Source organism: Mesorhizobium sp. M0060, from assembly GCF_040323155.1.
GTDB lineage: Bacteria > Pseudomonadota > Alphaproteobacteria > Rhizobiales > Rhizobiaceae > Mesorhizobium.
On the sequence record NZ_JAMYUP010000030.1, the window covers coordinates 1 to 16,856 of the forward strand.

General features: G+C 63.7%; 13 protein-coding genes and 2 pseudogenes. 11 read left to right on the forward strand and 4 right to left on the reverse strand.

All coding sequences use genetic code 11. From position 1 onward, the window contains the following. Positions 1 to 1,135 precede the first annotated feature (1,135 nt). The 3 genes from NKJ94_RS23975 (at position 1,136) to NKJ94_RS23985 (ending at position 2,349) form a co-directional block, all read left to right on the forward strand. A complete protein-coding gene (locus tag NKJ94_RS23975) occupies positions 1,136 to 1,390 on the forward strand; it encodes a DUF982 domain-containing protein (protein ID WP_352528458.1) in 255 nt (84 codons plus the stop codon). A gap of 459 nt (positions 1,391 to 1,849) precedes the next feature. Further along, complete coding sequence (locus NKJ94_RS23980; RefSeq protein WP_352528460.1) at positions 1,850 to 2,095, forward strand: DUF982 domain-containing protein; 246 nt, start codon at positions 1,850 to 1,852, stop codon at positions 2,093 to 2,095. 8 nt (positions 2,096 to 2,103) lie between these two features. Beyond that, entirely contained in the window at positions 2,104 to 2,349 is a 246-nt protein-coding gene (locus NKJ94_RS23985) for a DUF982 domain-containing protein (RefSeq protein ID WP_352528462.1), read from the forward strand. Between the two features lie 27 nt (positions 2,350 to 2,376). On the opposite strand, the gene NKJ94_RS23990 is transcribed toward NKJ94_RS23985, so the two are convergent. The 4 genes and pseudogenes from NKJ94_RS23990 to NKJ94_RS37615 all read right to left on the reverse strand — a co-directional run. Further along, positions 2,377 to 3,258 (reverse strand): NAD-dependent epimerase/dehydratase family protein, encoded by an 882-nt coding sequence (locus tag NKJ94_RS23990; RefSeq protein WP_352528464.1) that lies wholly within the window; start codon positions 3,256 to 3,258, stop codon positions 2,377 to 2,379. Between the two features lie 7 nt (positions 3,259 to 3,265). Further along, on the reverse strand, positions 3,266 to 4,882 hold the full coding sequence (locus tag NKJ94_RS23995) for a Rossmann-fold NAD(P)-binding domain-containing protein (protein ID WP_352528466.1): 1,617 nt from the start codon (positions 4,880 to 4,882) through the stop codon (positions 3,266 to 3,268). Beyond that, positions 4,883 to 6,055 carry a glycosyltransferase family 2 protein gene (locus NKJ94_RS24000; RefSeq protein ID WP_352528468.1) on the reverse strand — a complete coding sequence of 391 codons (1,173 nt, stop codon included), beginning with the start codon at positions 6,053 to 6,055 and terminating at the stop codon, positions 4,883 to 4,885. A 162-nt stretch (positions 6,056 to 6,217) separates the two neighbouring features. Then, positions 6,218 to 6,529 (reverse strand): annotated as a pseudogene (locus NKJ94_RS37615) (beta-mannosidase); the annotation flags it as partial. Between the two features lie 320 nt (positions 6,530 to 6,849). Between NKJ94_RS37615 and NKJ94_RS24010 the strand changes: the two are divergent. The 8 genes and pseudogenes from NKJ94_RS24010 to NKJ94_RS24045 all read left to right on the forward strand — a co-directional run. Further along, a complete protein-coding gene (locus NKJ94_RS24010) occupies positions 6,850 to 8,529 on the forward strand; it encodes a glucosamine inositolphosphorylceramide transferase family protein (protein WP_352528470.1) in 1,680 nt (559 codons plus the stop codon). A 665-nt stretch (positions 8,530 to 9,194) separates the two neighbouring features. Next, entirely contained in the window at positions 9,195 to 10,001 is an 807-nt protein-coding gene (locus NKJ94_RS24015) for a glycosyltransferase family 2 protein (protein ID WP_352528472.1), read from the forward strand. Further along, entirely contained in the window at positions 10,001 to 11,146 is a 1,146-nt protein-coding gene (locus NKJ94_RS24020) for a glycosyltransferase family 4 protein (protein ID WP_352528474.1), read from the forward strand. The genes NKJ94_RS24015 and NKJ94_RS24020 overlap by 1 nt, the downstream gene beginning before the upstream one ends. After that, positions 11,122 to 13,122 carry a putative glycosyltransferase family protein gene (locus NKJ94_RS24025; RefSeq protein ID WP_352528476.1) on the forward strand — a complete coding sequence of 667 codons (2,001 nt, stop codon included), beginning with the start codon at positions 11,122 to 11,124 and terminating at the stop codon, positions 13,120 to 13,122. The genes NKJ94_RS24020 and NKJ94_RS24025 overlap by 25 nt, the downstream gene beginning before the upstream one ends. Before the next feature lie 100 nt (positions 13,123 to 13,222). Then, the gene (locus NKJ94_RS24030) at positions 13,223 to 13,867 is read left to right on the forward strand and encodes a hypothetical protein (RefSeq protein WP_352528478.1); all 645 of its coding nucleotides are present in this window, start codon (positions 13,223 to 13,225) and stop codon (positions 13,865 to 13,867) included. Between the two features lie 14 nt (positions 13,868 to 13,881). Then, positions 13,882 to 15,159 carry a glycosyltransferase family 4 protein gene (locus NKJ94_RS24035; protein ID WP_352528480.1) on the forward strand — a complete coding sequence of 426 codons (1,278 nt, stop codon included), beginning with the start codon at positions 13,882 to 13,884 and terminating at the stop codon, positions 15,157 to 15,159. A 92-nt stretch (positions 15,160 to 15,251) separates the two neighbouring features. Then, entirely contained in the window at positions 15,252 to 16,484 is a 1,233-nt protein-coding gene (locus NKJ94_RS24040) for a lipopolysaccharide biosynthesis protein (RefSeq protein ID WP_352528482.1), read from the forward strand. Between the two features lie 51 nt (positions 16,485 to 16,535). Continuing rightward, positions 16,536 to 16,849: pseudogene (locus NKJ94_RS24045) on the forward strand (hypothetical protein); the annotation flags it as partial. Positions 16,850 to 16,856 lie beyond the last annotated feature (7 nt).

Here is a 16,856-nt window from a genome sequence, read left to right on the forward strand (position 1 = left end):
CTCCTATGCATGAGGCTCTGCGCCGGCCAGCCGGCTTAACCCTCGTACCGTTGCATATCGGATGACGGGCCGCCCTCAGGCCCAGCAATCATAGGGACTAGCGGGCTGGCTGAGCGTCAAAGCGAAAGAGTACAGAGGCTCGCTCCGTACTAATTCCCGCTCAGAATTTTTACCAAACATTTCTTCTTGATTTTTCCCGACAGAGGGTCATGAATGTTCCCCTTGGGTTCTCGCTGAGGTGGGAGGCCTGGTATAAACGTTTGGATGAACTGCCGACCCATCAAAGTGACTGCCAATGAGCTTGTTGAAGAGTTGATTTTACAAGCCGGCACGGCCAAATCATCATCATCTCTGTCAAAGAGACTATCGCAGCGGTACGCCGAGACGGGTCACATCTGGTGGAAAGTGACTGCGAGCTGGTGGAGTTTATTGTCGATCTTGCCCAGCCTTTGGCATGTTCGTTGCGTTCGACATTCGCGAATAGCCGCATGGCCCTCCGGGCCCTGTCCGGACCGACCGACCTGGGATTGTGGGGAGAAAGGCGGATCGAGGCGCGTCAATAGGATCGAGGAGGAGCATGGGGGTCTTCGCGAGCCAGTGTCCGATCCCCACCACAGAAATTCTACCAAATATTCCTGACTGTCGCGGCCCAGCGCCGTACCAATTTGTACAATTTGTACATGGCAATGCCGCTCAGGTAGGGAGTAGAGTACCCTTCGGCGTGTCCCTGGATGAGCGTCGCGCGAAGGGTCGGTCCGTTTCTAGAACAAGCAATTACTGTACTCCTCAACAGGGCGGACCGTCGCGACACGGTCTCGATCAAAGCGGCAGCTACGCGAAGCTCGGGAGACTGCGCCTTATTTGGTGGCCTCCGACGAAGAACTAACCGAGGCAATCGTCGAGGCAGCAACTGCCATGGGCCTCTGCGTGGCGTCGACGCCCGGGAGTAGCTGTCAGCCAACTTCAGTCACTGTGGCATCGCAACGGAAGCGCGCCGTCCTGCGCCATTTTCACTAGTCAGAGGTAATCCGCAATTACCTTCGCAACCTGCTAAATCTGCCTGTAGAACGGGAACTGCGGGCTGAGCAAAGGTATTTGCTGGAGGAACTTGATAAGGTCGACAAAGAGTGACCGCATGGCTCTCCACTGGTTCAACCCTCCGGTCCCCGTCAAGACCGAGCATTTCGGGATCATCCGCAACGTCGACAACGCCGAGGCAGCGGGCGAGGAGCTGATGAAGTGGACCAAGCGTGGCCCTTGGTGGGACCTTGCGGTGCGCGTTTGCATGGCCGTGATCTTCGACGAGATGGAACCTGAGGAGGCCCGCAAGGCATTCCTGGCTGCTGCAAAAGAGGAGGGGACATTTCTCCCCCCAATGACAACCAGCTAAATTGGAACGGTATAAGGTCTATGTGTCTATGACCAAAACCGCCTTCGCGAAAGGAGCCCGCCGCCAGTAAGGAGATGAGAGGCGACGGACCCCCACAGCGGCTGCACATCCACGAAGATCGACCGATGCAAGCTCTAAACCCGCGAGGGCCTACATCGTTTCCTTAGCTGCGGCTAAAGCGGGGTTGGTCAGCGGGCTCTTCCCGCTCTAAGTCGCCCCTCATGGCTCCCCTCTGGTTCAACCCTCCGGTCTACGTGAAGACGAAACGTCCGGGCATTCGCAATGGGGTCAGCCACGTCGAGGGAGCCGCCGAGGAACTCATGGCGTGGGACACAAAGGGCCCGAAGTGGACCAAGGCGGTCCAATCCTGCGTCGATGCGTTCGAGGGCAGGTCCGTGATGCCTTTGAGGCGGCTGCCAAGGAGGCCGACGTGTATCTCTCCCCTGAGTAGGAGGTATCATGGCAACCCATTGGTTCGTCCCTCCGGTGTTCGTGAAGAGTGAAACCGGCGTCAGGCATGGGTGCAACAATGCGAGGGCAGCCCTTGAGCAGCTCAAGACGTGGACCCGAAGAGGACCTCGCTGGCATAAGGCGGTGACGCTGTGCCTGTCAGCCTTGGAGGACGATCCGATTGACCCTCAGGTGGTCCGAAAGGCCTTTGAGGCTGCCGCCAAGGAAGCCAAGATGTATCTCTCCCCTGAGTAGGAGGTGTTGTGGCAACCCATTTGTTCTCCCCTCCGGTGTACGTCAAGACTGACCGACCTGGGGTCACCTACGGGTGCAACAATGTCGAGGGTGCCGCCGAGGAACTCCTGAAGTGGACCAAGATGGGGCCCAAGTGGCGGAAGGCTGTGCAACTATGCATCGAAGCCGTCGAGGATCGGGCGACCCCCGAGGAGGCTCGTAAGGCCTTCGAGGCGGCTGCCAGGGAGGAGGGGGTGCTACGATCCTCTGTTTAGGTCTCCTGTGTCCCTGTGCCCCCTCGGCTAGGGTCGATCGCCGTCCAGCGAGAAGCTCCGAAACTCGATTCCGAGTTGCTTGAGCCGCTCTACACCGGGAACCTCTGCCGCCGGGTGCACGAGCCCAAGGATGGAGTCGGATCGGAAGGGTAGGGGGACATGCAGGGCCTCACCTGCCTTGAGGACGCCACTGACAAGCTGCCAGGGCACGGCGACGGCGCGCAGTGTTCTGCCTTGTGATGCGGCGATCTCTTTCATGAGTCGTCGGAACGGTACCGGTTCGGGGTTGGCCAGCCCTACCGGCTCCGGCAGGGGCATGTCAGACTCGGCAATACGCACCATGGCGGCTGCCATGTCCGCCTCATGCACGGTGAACTGATGGGAGCGCGCTCCGATGAGAGGTGTGACCGGCAGGTTGGTGAGCTTGCGGAGCGCGCCTGCCATCCCGCCCCAACCGGGGCCGTACACCAGTCCGAGGCGGGTGGAGACACCTCCCAGACTGCTGGCGGTGAGCTCGCAGGCCAGCTTCGCCTGACCGTACAACTGTCGGGTTCCCTTACAGGCGGACATCGAGGAGATAAAAATGACCCGGCGAACCCCTGCGTCGGCGGCATTGCGCAGGAGGTGCTGCGAGCCGGACACATTGACACCCCACACATCGCCGGCGCTGACGAGAGTCAGGTCCCATGCACCGTGGATGAGCACATCTAGGTCGCTCAATGCGGCCCCCGACGGCGGGCGCTTGATCTCGTATGGGCGCCACTCGGCGACGCCAACCATTGCGGCGGCAGAGTCGGAGGTCACCCGGTTCAAACGGGCGAACGCGATGACCTCATGCCCTTCTTCGGCGAAGGCGGCACGCAGGATGGTCCCGACATATCCATTGGCTCCGGTGATACCGACCCGCATTGAACGCTCAACCCGTCAGCTGCATCGCTTCGCAGGCGATGCGATGTGAATTGGCCATCACAGTCAGAGTAAAGGTAGTAGCTGGCACATTTGGGAAAACCGACCCGTCGATGAGATGGATACGGTCCCAGCGCGCCAGCCGCCCGAGGCGGTCTGTCGTCGCACTCCCGGTATGCGGCTCACTGGCGTGGGGAAAGCTGCCGCCAAAGTGGTAGCTCTTGGCCCCGCCCGACCACAGCATCCGCGGCGTGACTGGCCACAAGTCAAGGTAAGGTGCCGCGCTGCGGATCCGCTTTATTACGTCAGGCAGCATCGGAGGCACGTCTTTGCCCCTGACCCTGGCCTCGCTGAAGCCCTCCGAAGTGAGGGTGATCTGGGGTAGCTCATCAGGAGCTGCGGACACCTGGGCGGTGACCCGGACCTTGGGTGATGCCCAGGACGGCAAGTAGCCCAGGCCTACCGTCAACCGGCTCAGGAGCCGATCCGTCACGAAGGCGGCGGCGCGGTGTTGGAGGAAGCCGGGAAGCGCATCGTAGTATGCCGGGTTGAACGGATAGAAGTGAATCTGTGAGACATCGAAGCCCTCGTCGTCCCGGACGATGACCATGTTGAACTGGTTGAGTGTGAACTCGCGCCTTGTACGTGGGTCGGGGGTCGGCTTCATGGACATCATTGGAAGAACGAATTGAGCCGATTCCGAAAGATGTACCGGCTGGTCCGATCCGAGCGAGCCCAGGATCAGCCGGGTGGTCCCGATTGCTCCGCAGCCCACGAAGACCCGGTCGGCTGTGAATCGCTGGATCCGGCCGCTGGACAGCTCCCGGGCCTGCACGACGGCCGTGTCGCCCTCCTGGTCGACTCGCACCGCGAGCAGCCCGCTGTGGTAGTCGATCCTCCCGCTGCGCCTGAAGCGATCGAAGCTGTGCGAGGCCGAATAGACCAGCGACCGCGGGCACCCAGTCATGCACAGGCCGCAGGGCTGGCATTCGGGCGCTGAGAAGGCGAGGCGGGCGCGGCCTATCGTTATTCCCGTGGAGCGCACTCGATCGCGGTGCCGGGCGTAGTTGGCCAGGACCATCTGCGTCCGCGGCGCCAGCGGCGGAAGCGGGTCCGCGGATCCGATGAGCGGGAACCACTCCTCGAGATCGTCGGACTCTCCAGCGAAAGGAATGTGACCCAGGATCGTCCGATAGTGCTCTTCCATATCCGAGAAGTCGAACGGCCATCCCTTGAACGTGGCGGCGCTGAAGGGCATGATCTGGGCCCCCCAGACATTGCTGAACCCCCCGTAGGCGCTTGATATGACAGCTGAGTTGACTCTTCCCTCGGAGTGGACGCCGTCGAGCTGGCCCTTGTTGACAAACGGGAAATCGGATCCGTAGCTTCTCTTTTCAGGCAGCGAATCGGACTGGACCCGCTTGGGTTGCAGGCTGACCCCGCGGACGTCCTCCTCATCCCAGTTGTCGACACGCAGCTTGGACAGCCTGGAGATTACCTCCTGCGTCTCCGCGTCAAGCACGGTGCCCGGATCGAACACGGTTATCTTCTCGTCCGGTTTCTCGGACAGCGCCAACACGGCGGCGGCTGCAGCCGGACCCGAACCAATGATTATCGAAGCCGGCATCTACTTCCCGCGCCCACCGCCTTGCGCGGCTGTGTCCAGTATCTGCTTGGTTGCCTGTTGGCGCCGCCGGCGCAAGCGCCGCACCAGCTCGATCCGGCCGGCGACGTGGCCTGCCGCGGCCAGCCCCACGCCAGCGATTATCGCCGCGGACCGGGCCAGCCCATGGGCGTCACCCTTGGCCACTTGCAAAATCTCCCGCGGTACGCCCTTGGTCAGCGCGTGCCAGACGAAGCGGGTCTCTGCACCCAGTGTGGCGGCGTCGCCCATCTGGGCAAAGGCCTCGACCTTCCCCTTGTTGACGAACAGGCAGCGGCGCCAGAAGTACCTCCAGGTCGGCCGTGAGGCGGGCACGAAGTGGCGGACGGTCGCCGCCGGTTCGTAGATGACCGCCTCACTGCCCCTGAGGTGCGCCACGCGGTGACACATGTCCATGTCGTCGTGACGGTCGGAGTGGAACCCTCCCACCTGCTCGAGGAGGGTCCGCCGCACCGACATGTTGGCTCCTATGAGGTGAGCCAAAGGACCTCGGCTGGTCGGAAGGCCGTCATAAGCGCATCCGAACACCCAGTCGAACTGCACAGGAAACCAGGCCGGGCGACTCGTCTCGAAAACCGGTATGGGGCGCCCGCCGACGGCGCCGATGCGCTTATCCCGGTACGGTTCGATGAGAATCTCGAGCCAGTCCTTGTCGGCCGCCGCATCGTCATCCAGGAACGCCAGGATCTCTCCAGCGGCTGTCTCGGCTGCCGTGTTTCGGGCCGCCCCCAGATGCCCGTCATCCTTGTTCTGGATCACCCGTATCGGAGGGGTCGATGCTGCGAAGTCAGCCCAGTACGCGGCACAACGGTGGAACAGGGGCTGGTCGACAGATAGGATGATCTCGCAGGGTTGCAAGGTCTGCTCCTGAACCGAGGCCACCGACTGAAGCAACAGCTCCCATCTGTCCTCGGAGTAGGCACAGATAATCACTGAGATCGTAGGGGGGGGCGGGACCTGCCGGCGTTCGCTGCTGACGCCATCCTCGGGCTGCCCGGTTTTGGATCCAGGCTGACCGGTTGTGGCAACGGCAACGTCATGACCGCGGCGGGCGAGACCGATACTTAGGTTCCGGACGTGGCCCCGCTGGCCAACGCCAATCGGCGAATAGGATTGCGCAAGCATCAGAATACGCATCTAGGAATTCTCCCGACTTGAGCTGCCAATGTCTGTCCAAACTCTTCGATAGACGGTGCGATGGTCTTGGTTTTTGAAACGCCAGGCTTCCACGCGGGATTCGGCCTACCCGGAAGCCGGTTTTCAGCATAAAAAGTCACCAACCAGGGCCGAGGTTTGCGCCATCGTAGGCTTGCTTCCGTCGAGCGACCCGATCACCGGCTGGAGGAAGGTGCGGACCACATTGGCGCCCATCGCCACCGCGTCGTCGAGAACGCGGGTGACCTCCTCCTGCGACCCGTAGGTCAGATAGTGGTTGTTTACGCCGGTCACGAAGAACGGCCTGCCGTCCAACGCAAAGTTCGTTCCGGAAGTCTTGATGCAGGACGTTGCCGACGGATCGTCCGCGGCGCTCACGACTGCCGGAACGGACAGCAACGCGGACACCAGCACCCGCAGTCCGGCGTTCCTCACTCGTTGCCAGTCGATGATCATCCTGGCATTTGGCTCTCGCCGGCCACAGGGTGCAATGGCCCCTAAGGATTACCTCCTCTGACCTCACACAGCCCGGCGTCGTTCGGGCATAGTGGTGCTTAGCCGCTTCCAGCCGCTCGAGTATGGACCCGTGCTGTCAGGCATCTTTCAATCAAGTGTTCGGCTCCCCACATGGCGAGTCCCCGCAACCACAGTAGGTGGAAACCATCCTCGCGCTGCGGCTTTCCATCTGCCGCCCTTGGCTCGCGGGCCCGCGGCGGAGTCCAGGGTAGGCGGATCGCCTGAGGTGGTTCTCGTGGAAGCTGTAAGCTGGCGTCCTTTTGAAATCCGCCGTGGGAACAACAATGCGCATTTGCCTGAGTCTCGATCCGTCCCGGCTACTGCGATGGCACCTCTGGCTGGCAGAAGCGCTCGCTGAAGTGCCCGGCAACGAAGTCTCCTGCGCGTTGGCGGCCGGTCGCTGCCCGCTGCCGTTAATCTGCCGTCTGCTGCTCGAACTCGAACAACTGGTCTATGGCTTTCGTGGGAACGGCGCCATCGACCCCGTCGAGGCGGCGCTGCGGTGCCTGCCGCCGCCTCCGGCCGACCAAGTGGATGTGGTGATCGATTTGAGCGGGGCAGAATCGCTCCCGGCGGGGCGGCGCGTGCTCACCCCGGTCTTTAACGGCGCACCCGGCGAGATCGGAGTCGTGGCGGCCTGGGTGAATCATCAGGATCTTCTCGTCGACCTGCATGACACGGCGCGCCCGTTGCGGCCGTGGACGGCGCGTCCGGCCAGTGGAGACCGTGAAGTGTTGGCAGCGAGGCTCGACAGCGCCCTTTCCTGCGCTGTGCCGCTGATCCTCAAAGCCCTGTGCGAGGAAACCGGTTCAGCTGCGTCCGGTATCCGCGGTCCACGCACGGCAGTGCCTTCGTTTGGGGCGCTTTCGGCGCTTGCAAGGGCGACCGGCACGGTTGCATCGAAGACGATCGGGCTTTTGGACGTCCTGGCGAGGGGCGGCAGGATGTGGGGGATTGGCTGGCGCTTCGATGAATCGGCGAGCCTGCTCGACAAAGGCGAAGCAGCCTTCCGGGTGCTCACCGGAAATGCCGACAGCTACCTTGCCGACCCGTTCCCGTTCCGGCACCAGGGGCAGGATTTCATCTTTGTCGAACAGTACCTCTACTCGAAGAACCGGGGGTGCATTGCGGTCGTGCCAGTGAACCGGGACGGGACAGCCGGCGCATCCCGGATCGTCGTAGAGGAACCGCATCACCTCTCGTACCCGTTCGTGTTCGAGCAGGATGGGCAGATCTGGATGATCCCCGAATCGGGGGCGGCCAGGAGTGTCAGCCTCTACAGGGCAGTGGAATTCCCTTACCGGTGGACGCGGGAGGCCTGTCTCATGGAAGGCATTGAGGGCTACGATACCACGCCGCTCTGCCATGAGGGCGGCTTTTGGTTTTTCGTCAGCCCAAGGCTTTGGAGGTCCACATCCTGGGATCTCCTCAGCCTCTACCGTGCCGAGAGCCTGACCGGGTCTTGGACGCCCCATGCCGCCAACCCCGTCCTGCTCGATGCAAGGCTCAGCCGGCCCGCAGGCGCCGTCATCCGACACGGCGGACGCACGCTACGCCCGGTCCAAGACTGCGCGCGCGGTTATGGCGGCGCGGTGACGTTCTGCCAGATCGATGCGCTCGGCGCGTCGGAGTTTGCCCAGACCCCGGTCGGTCGCATTTGGTCCGGAGCGTTGGGGTGTCACACCTACAACCGCCGGTCTGGCTTGGAGGTGATCGACCTGTTCGGGCATATCCGGGGTTTGCGAGAGGTCACGACCTCGTATCGTTTGCTGATACCCGACGCGCCGGTCTCGGGACCGCGCGGGGTCTCGGGACCGCGTGGGCAGTCCCTCTCTTGGCCGGTTTCGCCGGGTTTAGCTACCCGTAGCCAGGCGGTCGAGCGCAAGGTGCCCCGCCTGCGAAGGGCCGGGCGCGCTCGACCCTTCTCGGGCACAGAATAAGCTCGGAAATCACGGCCGAGTGGAGGCGCGAGCCCACCTGCACTTCGCAGCTTCTGGCCAGTGGCAAGTCAGCGTTGCGCTGGACGTTCATTTCTTCACGCCGGCGACCTTCGCGCCTTCTGCACGGCTCGCTCGGTAGAAATTGTCGCTTGTGAGCTGGTCCCAGCCGCGGGTCGATGAATGTCCTCGCTGGGGTTGAAGGTGGACCCAGAGGTCTAAACGGGTTTGGCAACGCTGCCAACAAAGCTGCTGAAGGTGATCGGTGCCGCTGCCGTACTATCCGCGGTGGTCGTATGGCTGGAAATAACCTGAAGGGATACCCCAAAAGAGCTAATCATCTATTTGCTTTTCCTAACCATCTATCGTCCTTCCATTTCAGATCTGCATCAGTAATCGTCGCATAACAAACCAAGAATAGGGGGCCATAAGCTTAGCAATCTTCTTTCATTTCATCTTCATTTCATAAGGGCCGGGAGTCCGCATATGGTTGGATCAAGCACATCCGTGGATGTGGCGGTCATTGGAGCTGGCCGCTGCGGCTTGTCGCTGGCCGCGCATTTGCGTGCGCGCGATGTGGAGCACCGGATTTTCGGGGAGCTCATGGGGTCATGGAAGCACAATATGCCCCCCGGATGGGTCCCATCGTACGACCTCAAAGCGCTGCCATGAATGCCCTTCTCTCCAGCATTCTCGCCCCCGTCGGTGCCACATCGCCGCCTGACCCGGTAAATGTCGCGCTACGGCGATCACTGACTCTGCCCCGAGTCAGCTTCGTCGTCCCGACGCTCAATGAAGCCGAGAACCTCCCTTGGCTTCTGCCGCGCATCCCCAACTGGGCGCATGAGATCATTATCGTGGATGGTCGTTCGACTGACGACACGGTCGCGGTCGCGCGCCGCCTGCGAGAGGACGTGAAGGTTGTGATGGAACCCCGGCGGGGCAAGGGCGCTGCACTGCAAGCGGGATTCCTGGCCGCCACAGGCGACATCATCGTCATGCTGGACGCCGACGGCTCCATGGTACCGGAGGAGGCGATCGTCTTTGTCAGTGCGCTGATGGCCGGCGCGGATCTCGTCAAGGGTTCACGCTTTATCCAGGGCGCCGGCACCGACGACATGTCGCTGTTCCGGATGTTCGGCAATAAGGGGCTGACCCTGTTCGTGCGGCTGCTCTATGGCGGTTGGTTCTCCGATCTATGCTACGGATACATAGCCTTCTGGACCAAGCACGTCGCCACGCTGGACTGCGATTGCGATGGGTTCGAGATCGAGACCCTCATCAACGTGCGGGCCTTGAAGAACCACCTCAATATCGTCGAGGTGGCGAGTTTCGAGGCTCCGCGCATCAGCGGTGTGAGCCATCTGCGCGCCATGCCGGACGGCTGGCGCGTCCTGAAAACCATCCTGCGCGAGAGGGTGCACCAACAGCGCAGGCGGAGTGCGACAGCCTGTGTTGTCGGTGGACAGACCTGATGCGAATCCTGATGGTTGCCGCTCGCTGCTACCCCCTCATAGGCGGCATCGAAACTCACATCCAGGAAGTCGGTCCCCGCTTGGTGGCGCGTGGCCACGTCGTCGACGTGCTCACTACCGATCCCTCGGGGGAGTTGCCGGATGAGGAGGAGGTGCGCGGCATGCGCGTGCAGCGCGTGCCGGCCTGGCCGAGGGGACGGGACCTCTATGTTGCGCCCGGCGTTTATACCGTGATCCGGCGCGGGGCATGGGATCTGATCCATTTCCAAGGTTACAGCAGCTTCGTGGCGCCGATCGGGCTGCTCGCGACCCTTCGCGGGGACCTGCCGTTCATCCTGACCTTCCACAGCGGCGGGCATTCCTCCCGGCTGCGCAATGCCGTGCGCGGCACACAGCACGCGCTGCTTCGACCGCTGGTTGCCCGGGCCGCGCGGCTGATCGGCGTCTCCGAATTCGAGGCCAGCTTCTTCAGCGCCAGGATGCGCGTGCCGCGCGAACGGTTTGTCGTCATCCCGAACGGCGCCGCGATGCCGGCTCCGAGCCCCGGCATCAAGGTCGATCCGCACCTGATCGTCTCGGGCGGCAGGCTGGAGCGCTACAAGGGCCATCAGCGGGCGATCGCGGCCTTGCCCGAACTGATCCGCCGGGTACCGGACGTGCGATTGCACATCGTCGGAACAGGCCCGTACGAGGGAGAATTGCGGCGCCTCGTAGCGACACTCGGCCTCGAGAGGCGGGTCACTATCGCGAGCATCCCCGGATCCGACCGGCAGAACATGGCTGACCTCCTGGCGAGCGCCGCGTTATTCGTGCTGTTCAGCGAATACGAAGCCCATCCGATCGCTGTGATGGAAGCTCTGTCGCTGCGCCGTCCGGTCCTCGTTAGCGACACGTCCGGTCTGCAGGAACTGGCCGCTAATGGCCTGTGCCGGGCGATTCCGCCCAACGCCGGTCCTGGAGAGCTGGCCGCCGCCATGGCCGAAGAACTGAAGGCCCCTCGGCAGGTCCCGGATTTGGCCCTGCCGGACTGGGATGCCTGCGCGCATGCGCTGAGCCACGTTTATTATGATGTCCTCGGCAGCCGATCCATGCTCCGCTTGGCCCCCGGCGGCGTGACATCGTGGCCTCCTGCGACGAGGGCATGATGCTGATGATGCCGGCTCATTTCAGCGCGGGAACCAGGATCAACCCGCTCCAGGCCGGTATTCGATTCGTCTCGGGCGTTGTCGGTCCCGACCTTCGCGACGGCAGCGCCGATGCCCCATCGCAACGCGCCAATTCCGGATGGATCGCGGTTCTATGCCTGACGATCGCCGCGGCTCTACTCCTGGTCGTTGCCGGGCACGCGGCCGGGCGCCGGGGCTATGACGTGGCGCCGCCGCTCTTCTGGTCCGGTGTCGTTCTCCTGGTCGCTCCGACCGGCCTTCGCATCGCTTGGCCGACAACGGCCCGAGGTGAGCGCCTGTTCCTGCTCTTCCTGCTTGCCGAAGCCCTGTTCTACTGCAAGATGGTCTATTCCCCGACGAGCTTCAGCGGTTACGACGAGGTCTTGCATTGGATTGCGGCCGAGGATCTCATCACGGCCCGCCGGCTGTTCCTGTCCAACCCGCTTTTCCCGATCGGGCCAACGTATCCCGCCCTGGAAATCCTGATAACGGCGATCGTCGATCTGACGGGACTGCCCTTGTTCGTGTCGGGGACGCTCTTGTTGGTCATCCTCAAGGGCACGTTCATCGGTGCCCTGTTTCTGTTCCTCGAGAGCATCGCCGGATCGCCGCGTATCTCGGCCATCGCCTGTCTGGCCTATATGGGCTGCTCAACCTTCTTCCTGTTCGATTCGATGTTCTCCTACGAGAGCCTCGGCATCGTGCTGTGCGTGCTGACCTTCGCGGTCGAAGCAGCGTCCAAGGATCTCGTCGGGCGACCGAGGCTGAAGGCGCTCGGGCTGATAGCCCTGCTGTTGGCAAGCCTCGCGGTCACACATCACCTCTCGGCCGCCTTCGCCGCCATCTATTTCGGAGCGCTGGCGGCCCTCGAGGCCTTGCGCCGGCACGACCCCCTGCGGATCAAGACCAGCATTGCCGTGGGCCTCGCGGCGATCCTCGCCATAGCCCTGCCGTCCCTGTGGGTGCAAGCCCGTGGCATCCCTCTCACAGGCTATCTCGGCCCGGTGATCGAGTCCGGTTTCGACACATTGCTCGGGAAGATCCTGGGCGCGCCCACCCCGCGGTCGGAGCACCTCGGAGCGCCGGACAAGGCCCTCTACATGCGGCTGACCACCTTGCTGGCGCTCCTGCTGGTGGCAGTCGGACTGGCAACGGGATTCTTTCGGTCGCTGGCCATGGCAGCGCCGAGTGGTCCGCGCTCCGGTTGGCGTCCGATCCAGGACATTGTCAAACGCCGCTGGCGCGACAGCCGCCTCGTGCTCCTCAGCTTGCTGGCCTTCGGGCTCCCAGTCTCGGTCGCCTTCCGACTGACCATCGCTGGATGGGAAATCGGCAACCGCATGGGAACGTTCGTGTTCATCGCCGTCGGGCTGGTCGTCGCGGTGAGCATCGTCCACTTCTGGCAGGGCCGCACGCCACGCGGGTGGCGCCGCATCGCACCGGCCGTTGCTCTGGTGATCATCGTCCTGGGCGGCGTCACAAGCTCTTCGATTAATCCGATCCATGGGCGCTACAGGGTGGCCGCAGATCAGGAATCGATCGAGCCGATGGGGATCGAAACGGCACGCTGGGCCAAGGAATGGCTCGGTGCCGGCAACCGCTTCACCACTGACCGCATCAACCGCCTTCTGCTTGCGGGCTACGGCCGGCAGGACGTCAGGGTCACCATCGTCGAAGGCATCGATCCCGCGCGCATATTCGAGGCCGAGACATTGGGGCCCGACGAGTTTTGGCCCTTGGCGCGAAGCGACATCGATTTCCTGCTGGTTGACCTGCGCCTGACCACGGCTCCGCCGGTGCTCGGCTTTTACTTCCAGCCGTGGGAAGCGCAGCAGGGAGCGCCGCTCTCGGGCGCAGCGCTGCTCAAGTTCAATGACGTCAAGGGCGTCACCCGCATCTACGACAACGGCTGGATCGTCATCTATGACGTGAGGGGATTGCATGAGAGTTTGTAGCAAGCGGGACCTTCTGGCCGCGTGCCTGTGGGCGGGGGCCACGGTTGCGGCCGTTGCGGTCAGCGACAGCTTGCTCCTCCGTACTGCCCTGGGCGCGCCCATGGTGTTCCTCGTCTCGGGCCACACGGTGCTGCGGGCCATTGGCGTCAGGACAACCTCCGCGTTGGAACACTTCGTCTACGCGGTCGGAGCAAGCCTCGCCGCCGGCATCGCCGGGGGCTTTGCCCTGAACGCCGCAGGCTTCCTTACGCCCCTCGGCTGGGCGGTGTGGTTCTGGGCCGTGACGGCCGCCGCAGCACTGGTGGCCGCCGGCCGCCGCGACACTCCCGATCTGCCAGCTTGGCCGGCTCCCGCGCGGGTCCGGCTCTGGCAGGGGGCCGCGCTCATGCTAGCGCTGCTTGTAGCGACCGGAGCCTATGCGCTGGCCGTCCGGGACGAAGCGGCCTACCGGGAATTCAAATACACCGCGTTCTGGTTGTTGCCGTCGGCCGGTGGCGGGTCCGGCCGGATCACCGTCGGCATCAGGAGCGCCGAGACTCAACCCCAGCGATTCGACCTGGAAATCACCCTCGATGGGCAACCGTTCGCCGTCTTCCGATCGATCGCCGTCGCGCCGGGCGACACCTGGGCGCGGGAAATCCCGGTGCCCGTCTTGGCAACTCGCCAGACGGCCGAGGCGCGGCTCTATCGACCGGAAGACAACCGGCTCTATCGCAGCGTTTCGACGCTGGTGCCGCGCATCTAAAACGAGGCTGGACCATGCGCATCCTGCTGCTATCGCAGTTCTATCCTCCGGTGATCGGGGGAGAGGAGCGGCACGTCCGCAATCTCGGCGCGGCGCTGGCGCAGCGGGGCCATCATGTCAGCGTCGGCACCTTGATGCATCCCGGATCGCCCGAAACCGAGCTGGACGGCGCGGTCCGCGTGCATCGCCTGCGCGGGACGCTCCAGCGTCTGTCGGGCCTCCACACCGATCCCGAGCGCCGCCATGCACCGCCCTTTCCGGATCCCGAACTTGTGCTTGCCCTGAAGCGGCTGGTCGCCCGGGAGGAACCGGACATCGTCCACGCCCATAACTGGATCTACGCCTCCTTCCTGCCGCTCAAAGGTCTGAGTGGGGCACGCCTCGTGGTTACGCTCCACGACTACGGCCTTGTTTGCGCCAAGAAGAACTTCATGCACTTGGGCACCCATCTCTGCAGTGGCCCGGCGCCGGGCAAGTGCCTGCCCTGCGCCACAGGGCATTACGGGGCCGTGAAGGCAGCCGCGACCACCTTGGGCAACTGGGCGTCGAGCTTCGCCGCTCGGCGCGTTGTGGACCGCTTCATCGCGGTGAGCCACGCGGTGGCCCGTCACACCGGCCTCACCCAAGGCCGCGCCCCCTACGAGGTCATCCCCAACTTCGTGCCCGACGATGTCGGGGTGCTTGGCCCGGAAGATCCCTGCCTGCGGGAGCTACCCGGGCATGGATTCATCCTGTTCGTCGGTGACATGATGCGTCTCAAGGGCATTGACGTTCTCCTGCAAGCCTATGCCGGTCTGGAGCGGGCGCCGCAGCTGGTCCTGGTCGGGCGCCGGGTCGCCGATACGCCAACCGAATTTCCGCCGAACGTCCGAGTCTTCGGTACGTGGCCGCATTCCGCCATCATGCATGCCTGGCGGCGCTCACTGTTCGGCGTGCTGCCGTCGGTCGGGCCCGAAGCCTGCGCGACGGTCATCATGGAAGCGATGGCGTCCGGGAAGGCAGTCGTCGCAACCGACGTCGGCGGCATGTCGGATCTCGTCGATCATGGCCAGACAGGGCTTCTCGTGCCGCCCGGTGACGCACACGCCCTCGCTCACGCAATGCAGACACTTCTGGAGGACCGCGCCTTGCTGGCCCGCCTGGAGGCGACAAGCCTCGCCAGGGTTGGACGCCTCAAGGCCGGAGCGGTCGTGACCCGGATCGAGCAGGTCTACCGGGACGTCCTGCGCCCAGCCGCCAGCAGGTCCGCGGTGCCGGCGCACCAAGGTTCGGGAGGGCGATCGTGCCGGTAGACCTCGCCGGGACGGCCATTATGCGCGTGCGCCGGGCGCTTCGAAAGAGCGCCACGCTCGTCATGAATTCCGGAGCTCTGGCGATCGGAACGGTGGCAACGGCCGGTCTTGGGTTTGTCTATTGGTGGCTCGCCGCCCGGCTGTTTCCGCCGGAGGTGATCGGCAAGGCCTCCGCCCTCGTATCCGTGATGGCCCTCGTCGGTGTGCTGGGGGAGGCCGGGCTCGGGACCTTGCTGATGGGCGAGATCGTCCGGCATCCCGGCAAGGAGCCCGGCCTCGCGGCCGCAGCAGCGTCCGTCGGGGTGGCGCTTGCGGTCGGCCTGGCCTTGTTGTTTGTCTTCGGGGAGGCGTACCTCAACAGCTCGACCGGGCCGATCGGCGGTTGGTTCTTGGGCGCTGCGTTCGTCCTCGGCTGCGGCCTGACTGGTCTCAGCATCGTGGCCGATCAGGCGTTCGTCGGCACTCTGCACAGCAGCCGCAGAATGATCCGGCAAGTGCTGTTTTCCACGTTCAAGCTGATGCTGATCGCCGCCGCCGCGGCCGCCGGCTACGCCTCCACTGCCACGATTCTTCTGACCTGGGTGGTCGGCCTGCTGGCGTCCTGGATCGGCGTCGATCTCTTGACCCGGGGCGGCGCGCGTCGCCTCGTTGGGCCCCCCGAGTTCCGGCTGCTGCATACGCTCCGACGCAAGGCGTTCGACCACTACGCGCTCGATGTCGCCTTGCAGGCCCCGTGCGTCATCATGCCCTACCTTGTGCTGGTTCTGCTGTCGCCGACCACCAATGCCGCCTTCGTGGCATTGTGGATGCTGGTCTCCATGGCCTCGTTGATACCCGCAGCCATGGCCACGGTGCTGTTCCCCGTGGTCAGAGCAAGCCCGAAACAATCCAGGCACGATATCCTTTTGTCGCTGACGGCGTCATTGCTCTTCTCGCTGGTCTGCGCCGCCTTTGTCTTCACCTTTTCGCAGGAGATCCTTGCGGTCTTCAATCCAGCCTATCCGGAGATCGCCGGTTCGAGCCTGCGCTTCCTCGGCTTCAGCCTGCTGGGATCGACGCTCAAATTTCATGCCTGCACGCTGGCGCGGCTGGGCGACAGGATGCGCAAGGCATCTCGCTGGTTCGCGCTGGGCGGATTTCTGGAGCTGTGCCTCGCGATCGCGGGGGCGAAGCTTGGCGGACTTCAAGGCCTGGTCCTGGGCTGGACGCTCGCCGTCAGCATCGAGGGGTTGTGCGCGGCCCTGACTTTGGCCTTCGCAATAAAACTTGATTCTGCCGCCGGCCCTGTGCACGAAGAACCGCGCCCCTCGCCGCTCCAGACTTGAGATGTCGTCCATGGCGGCCATGATGCGTTTGGAGGCGATGCGGATGTGGCGGCCATCTGGACGGAACTGAGCTGGCGCACCGGAACAAAAAGGCCGTTGACCGCCAGATTCGCGGCGCTTCGCATCCGCATTGCCGACGGGCCGCCTCGGCCTCGACCACTTAGAGAGCCGCTCCTGGCAGGGCCTGCATCGACACGCGCTCATGACGATGATCGCTTATGCTTTCCTCCAGCGCCGCCGCCTGAGAGCGGTGTGGAGGAAAAAGAACAGCCAAAGGACCCCCCTCAGCCAACCCTACCCGCCGTGCGAAGAGCCCTTCACGCAGCCCTCCTACAATCAACGCCGGAGCGATGTCCTCACTGCCGCATTGGC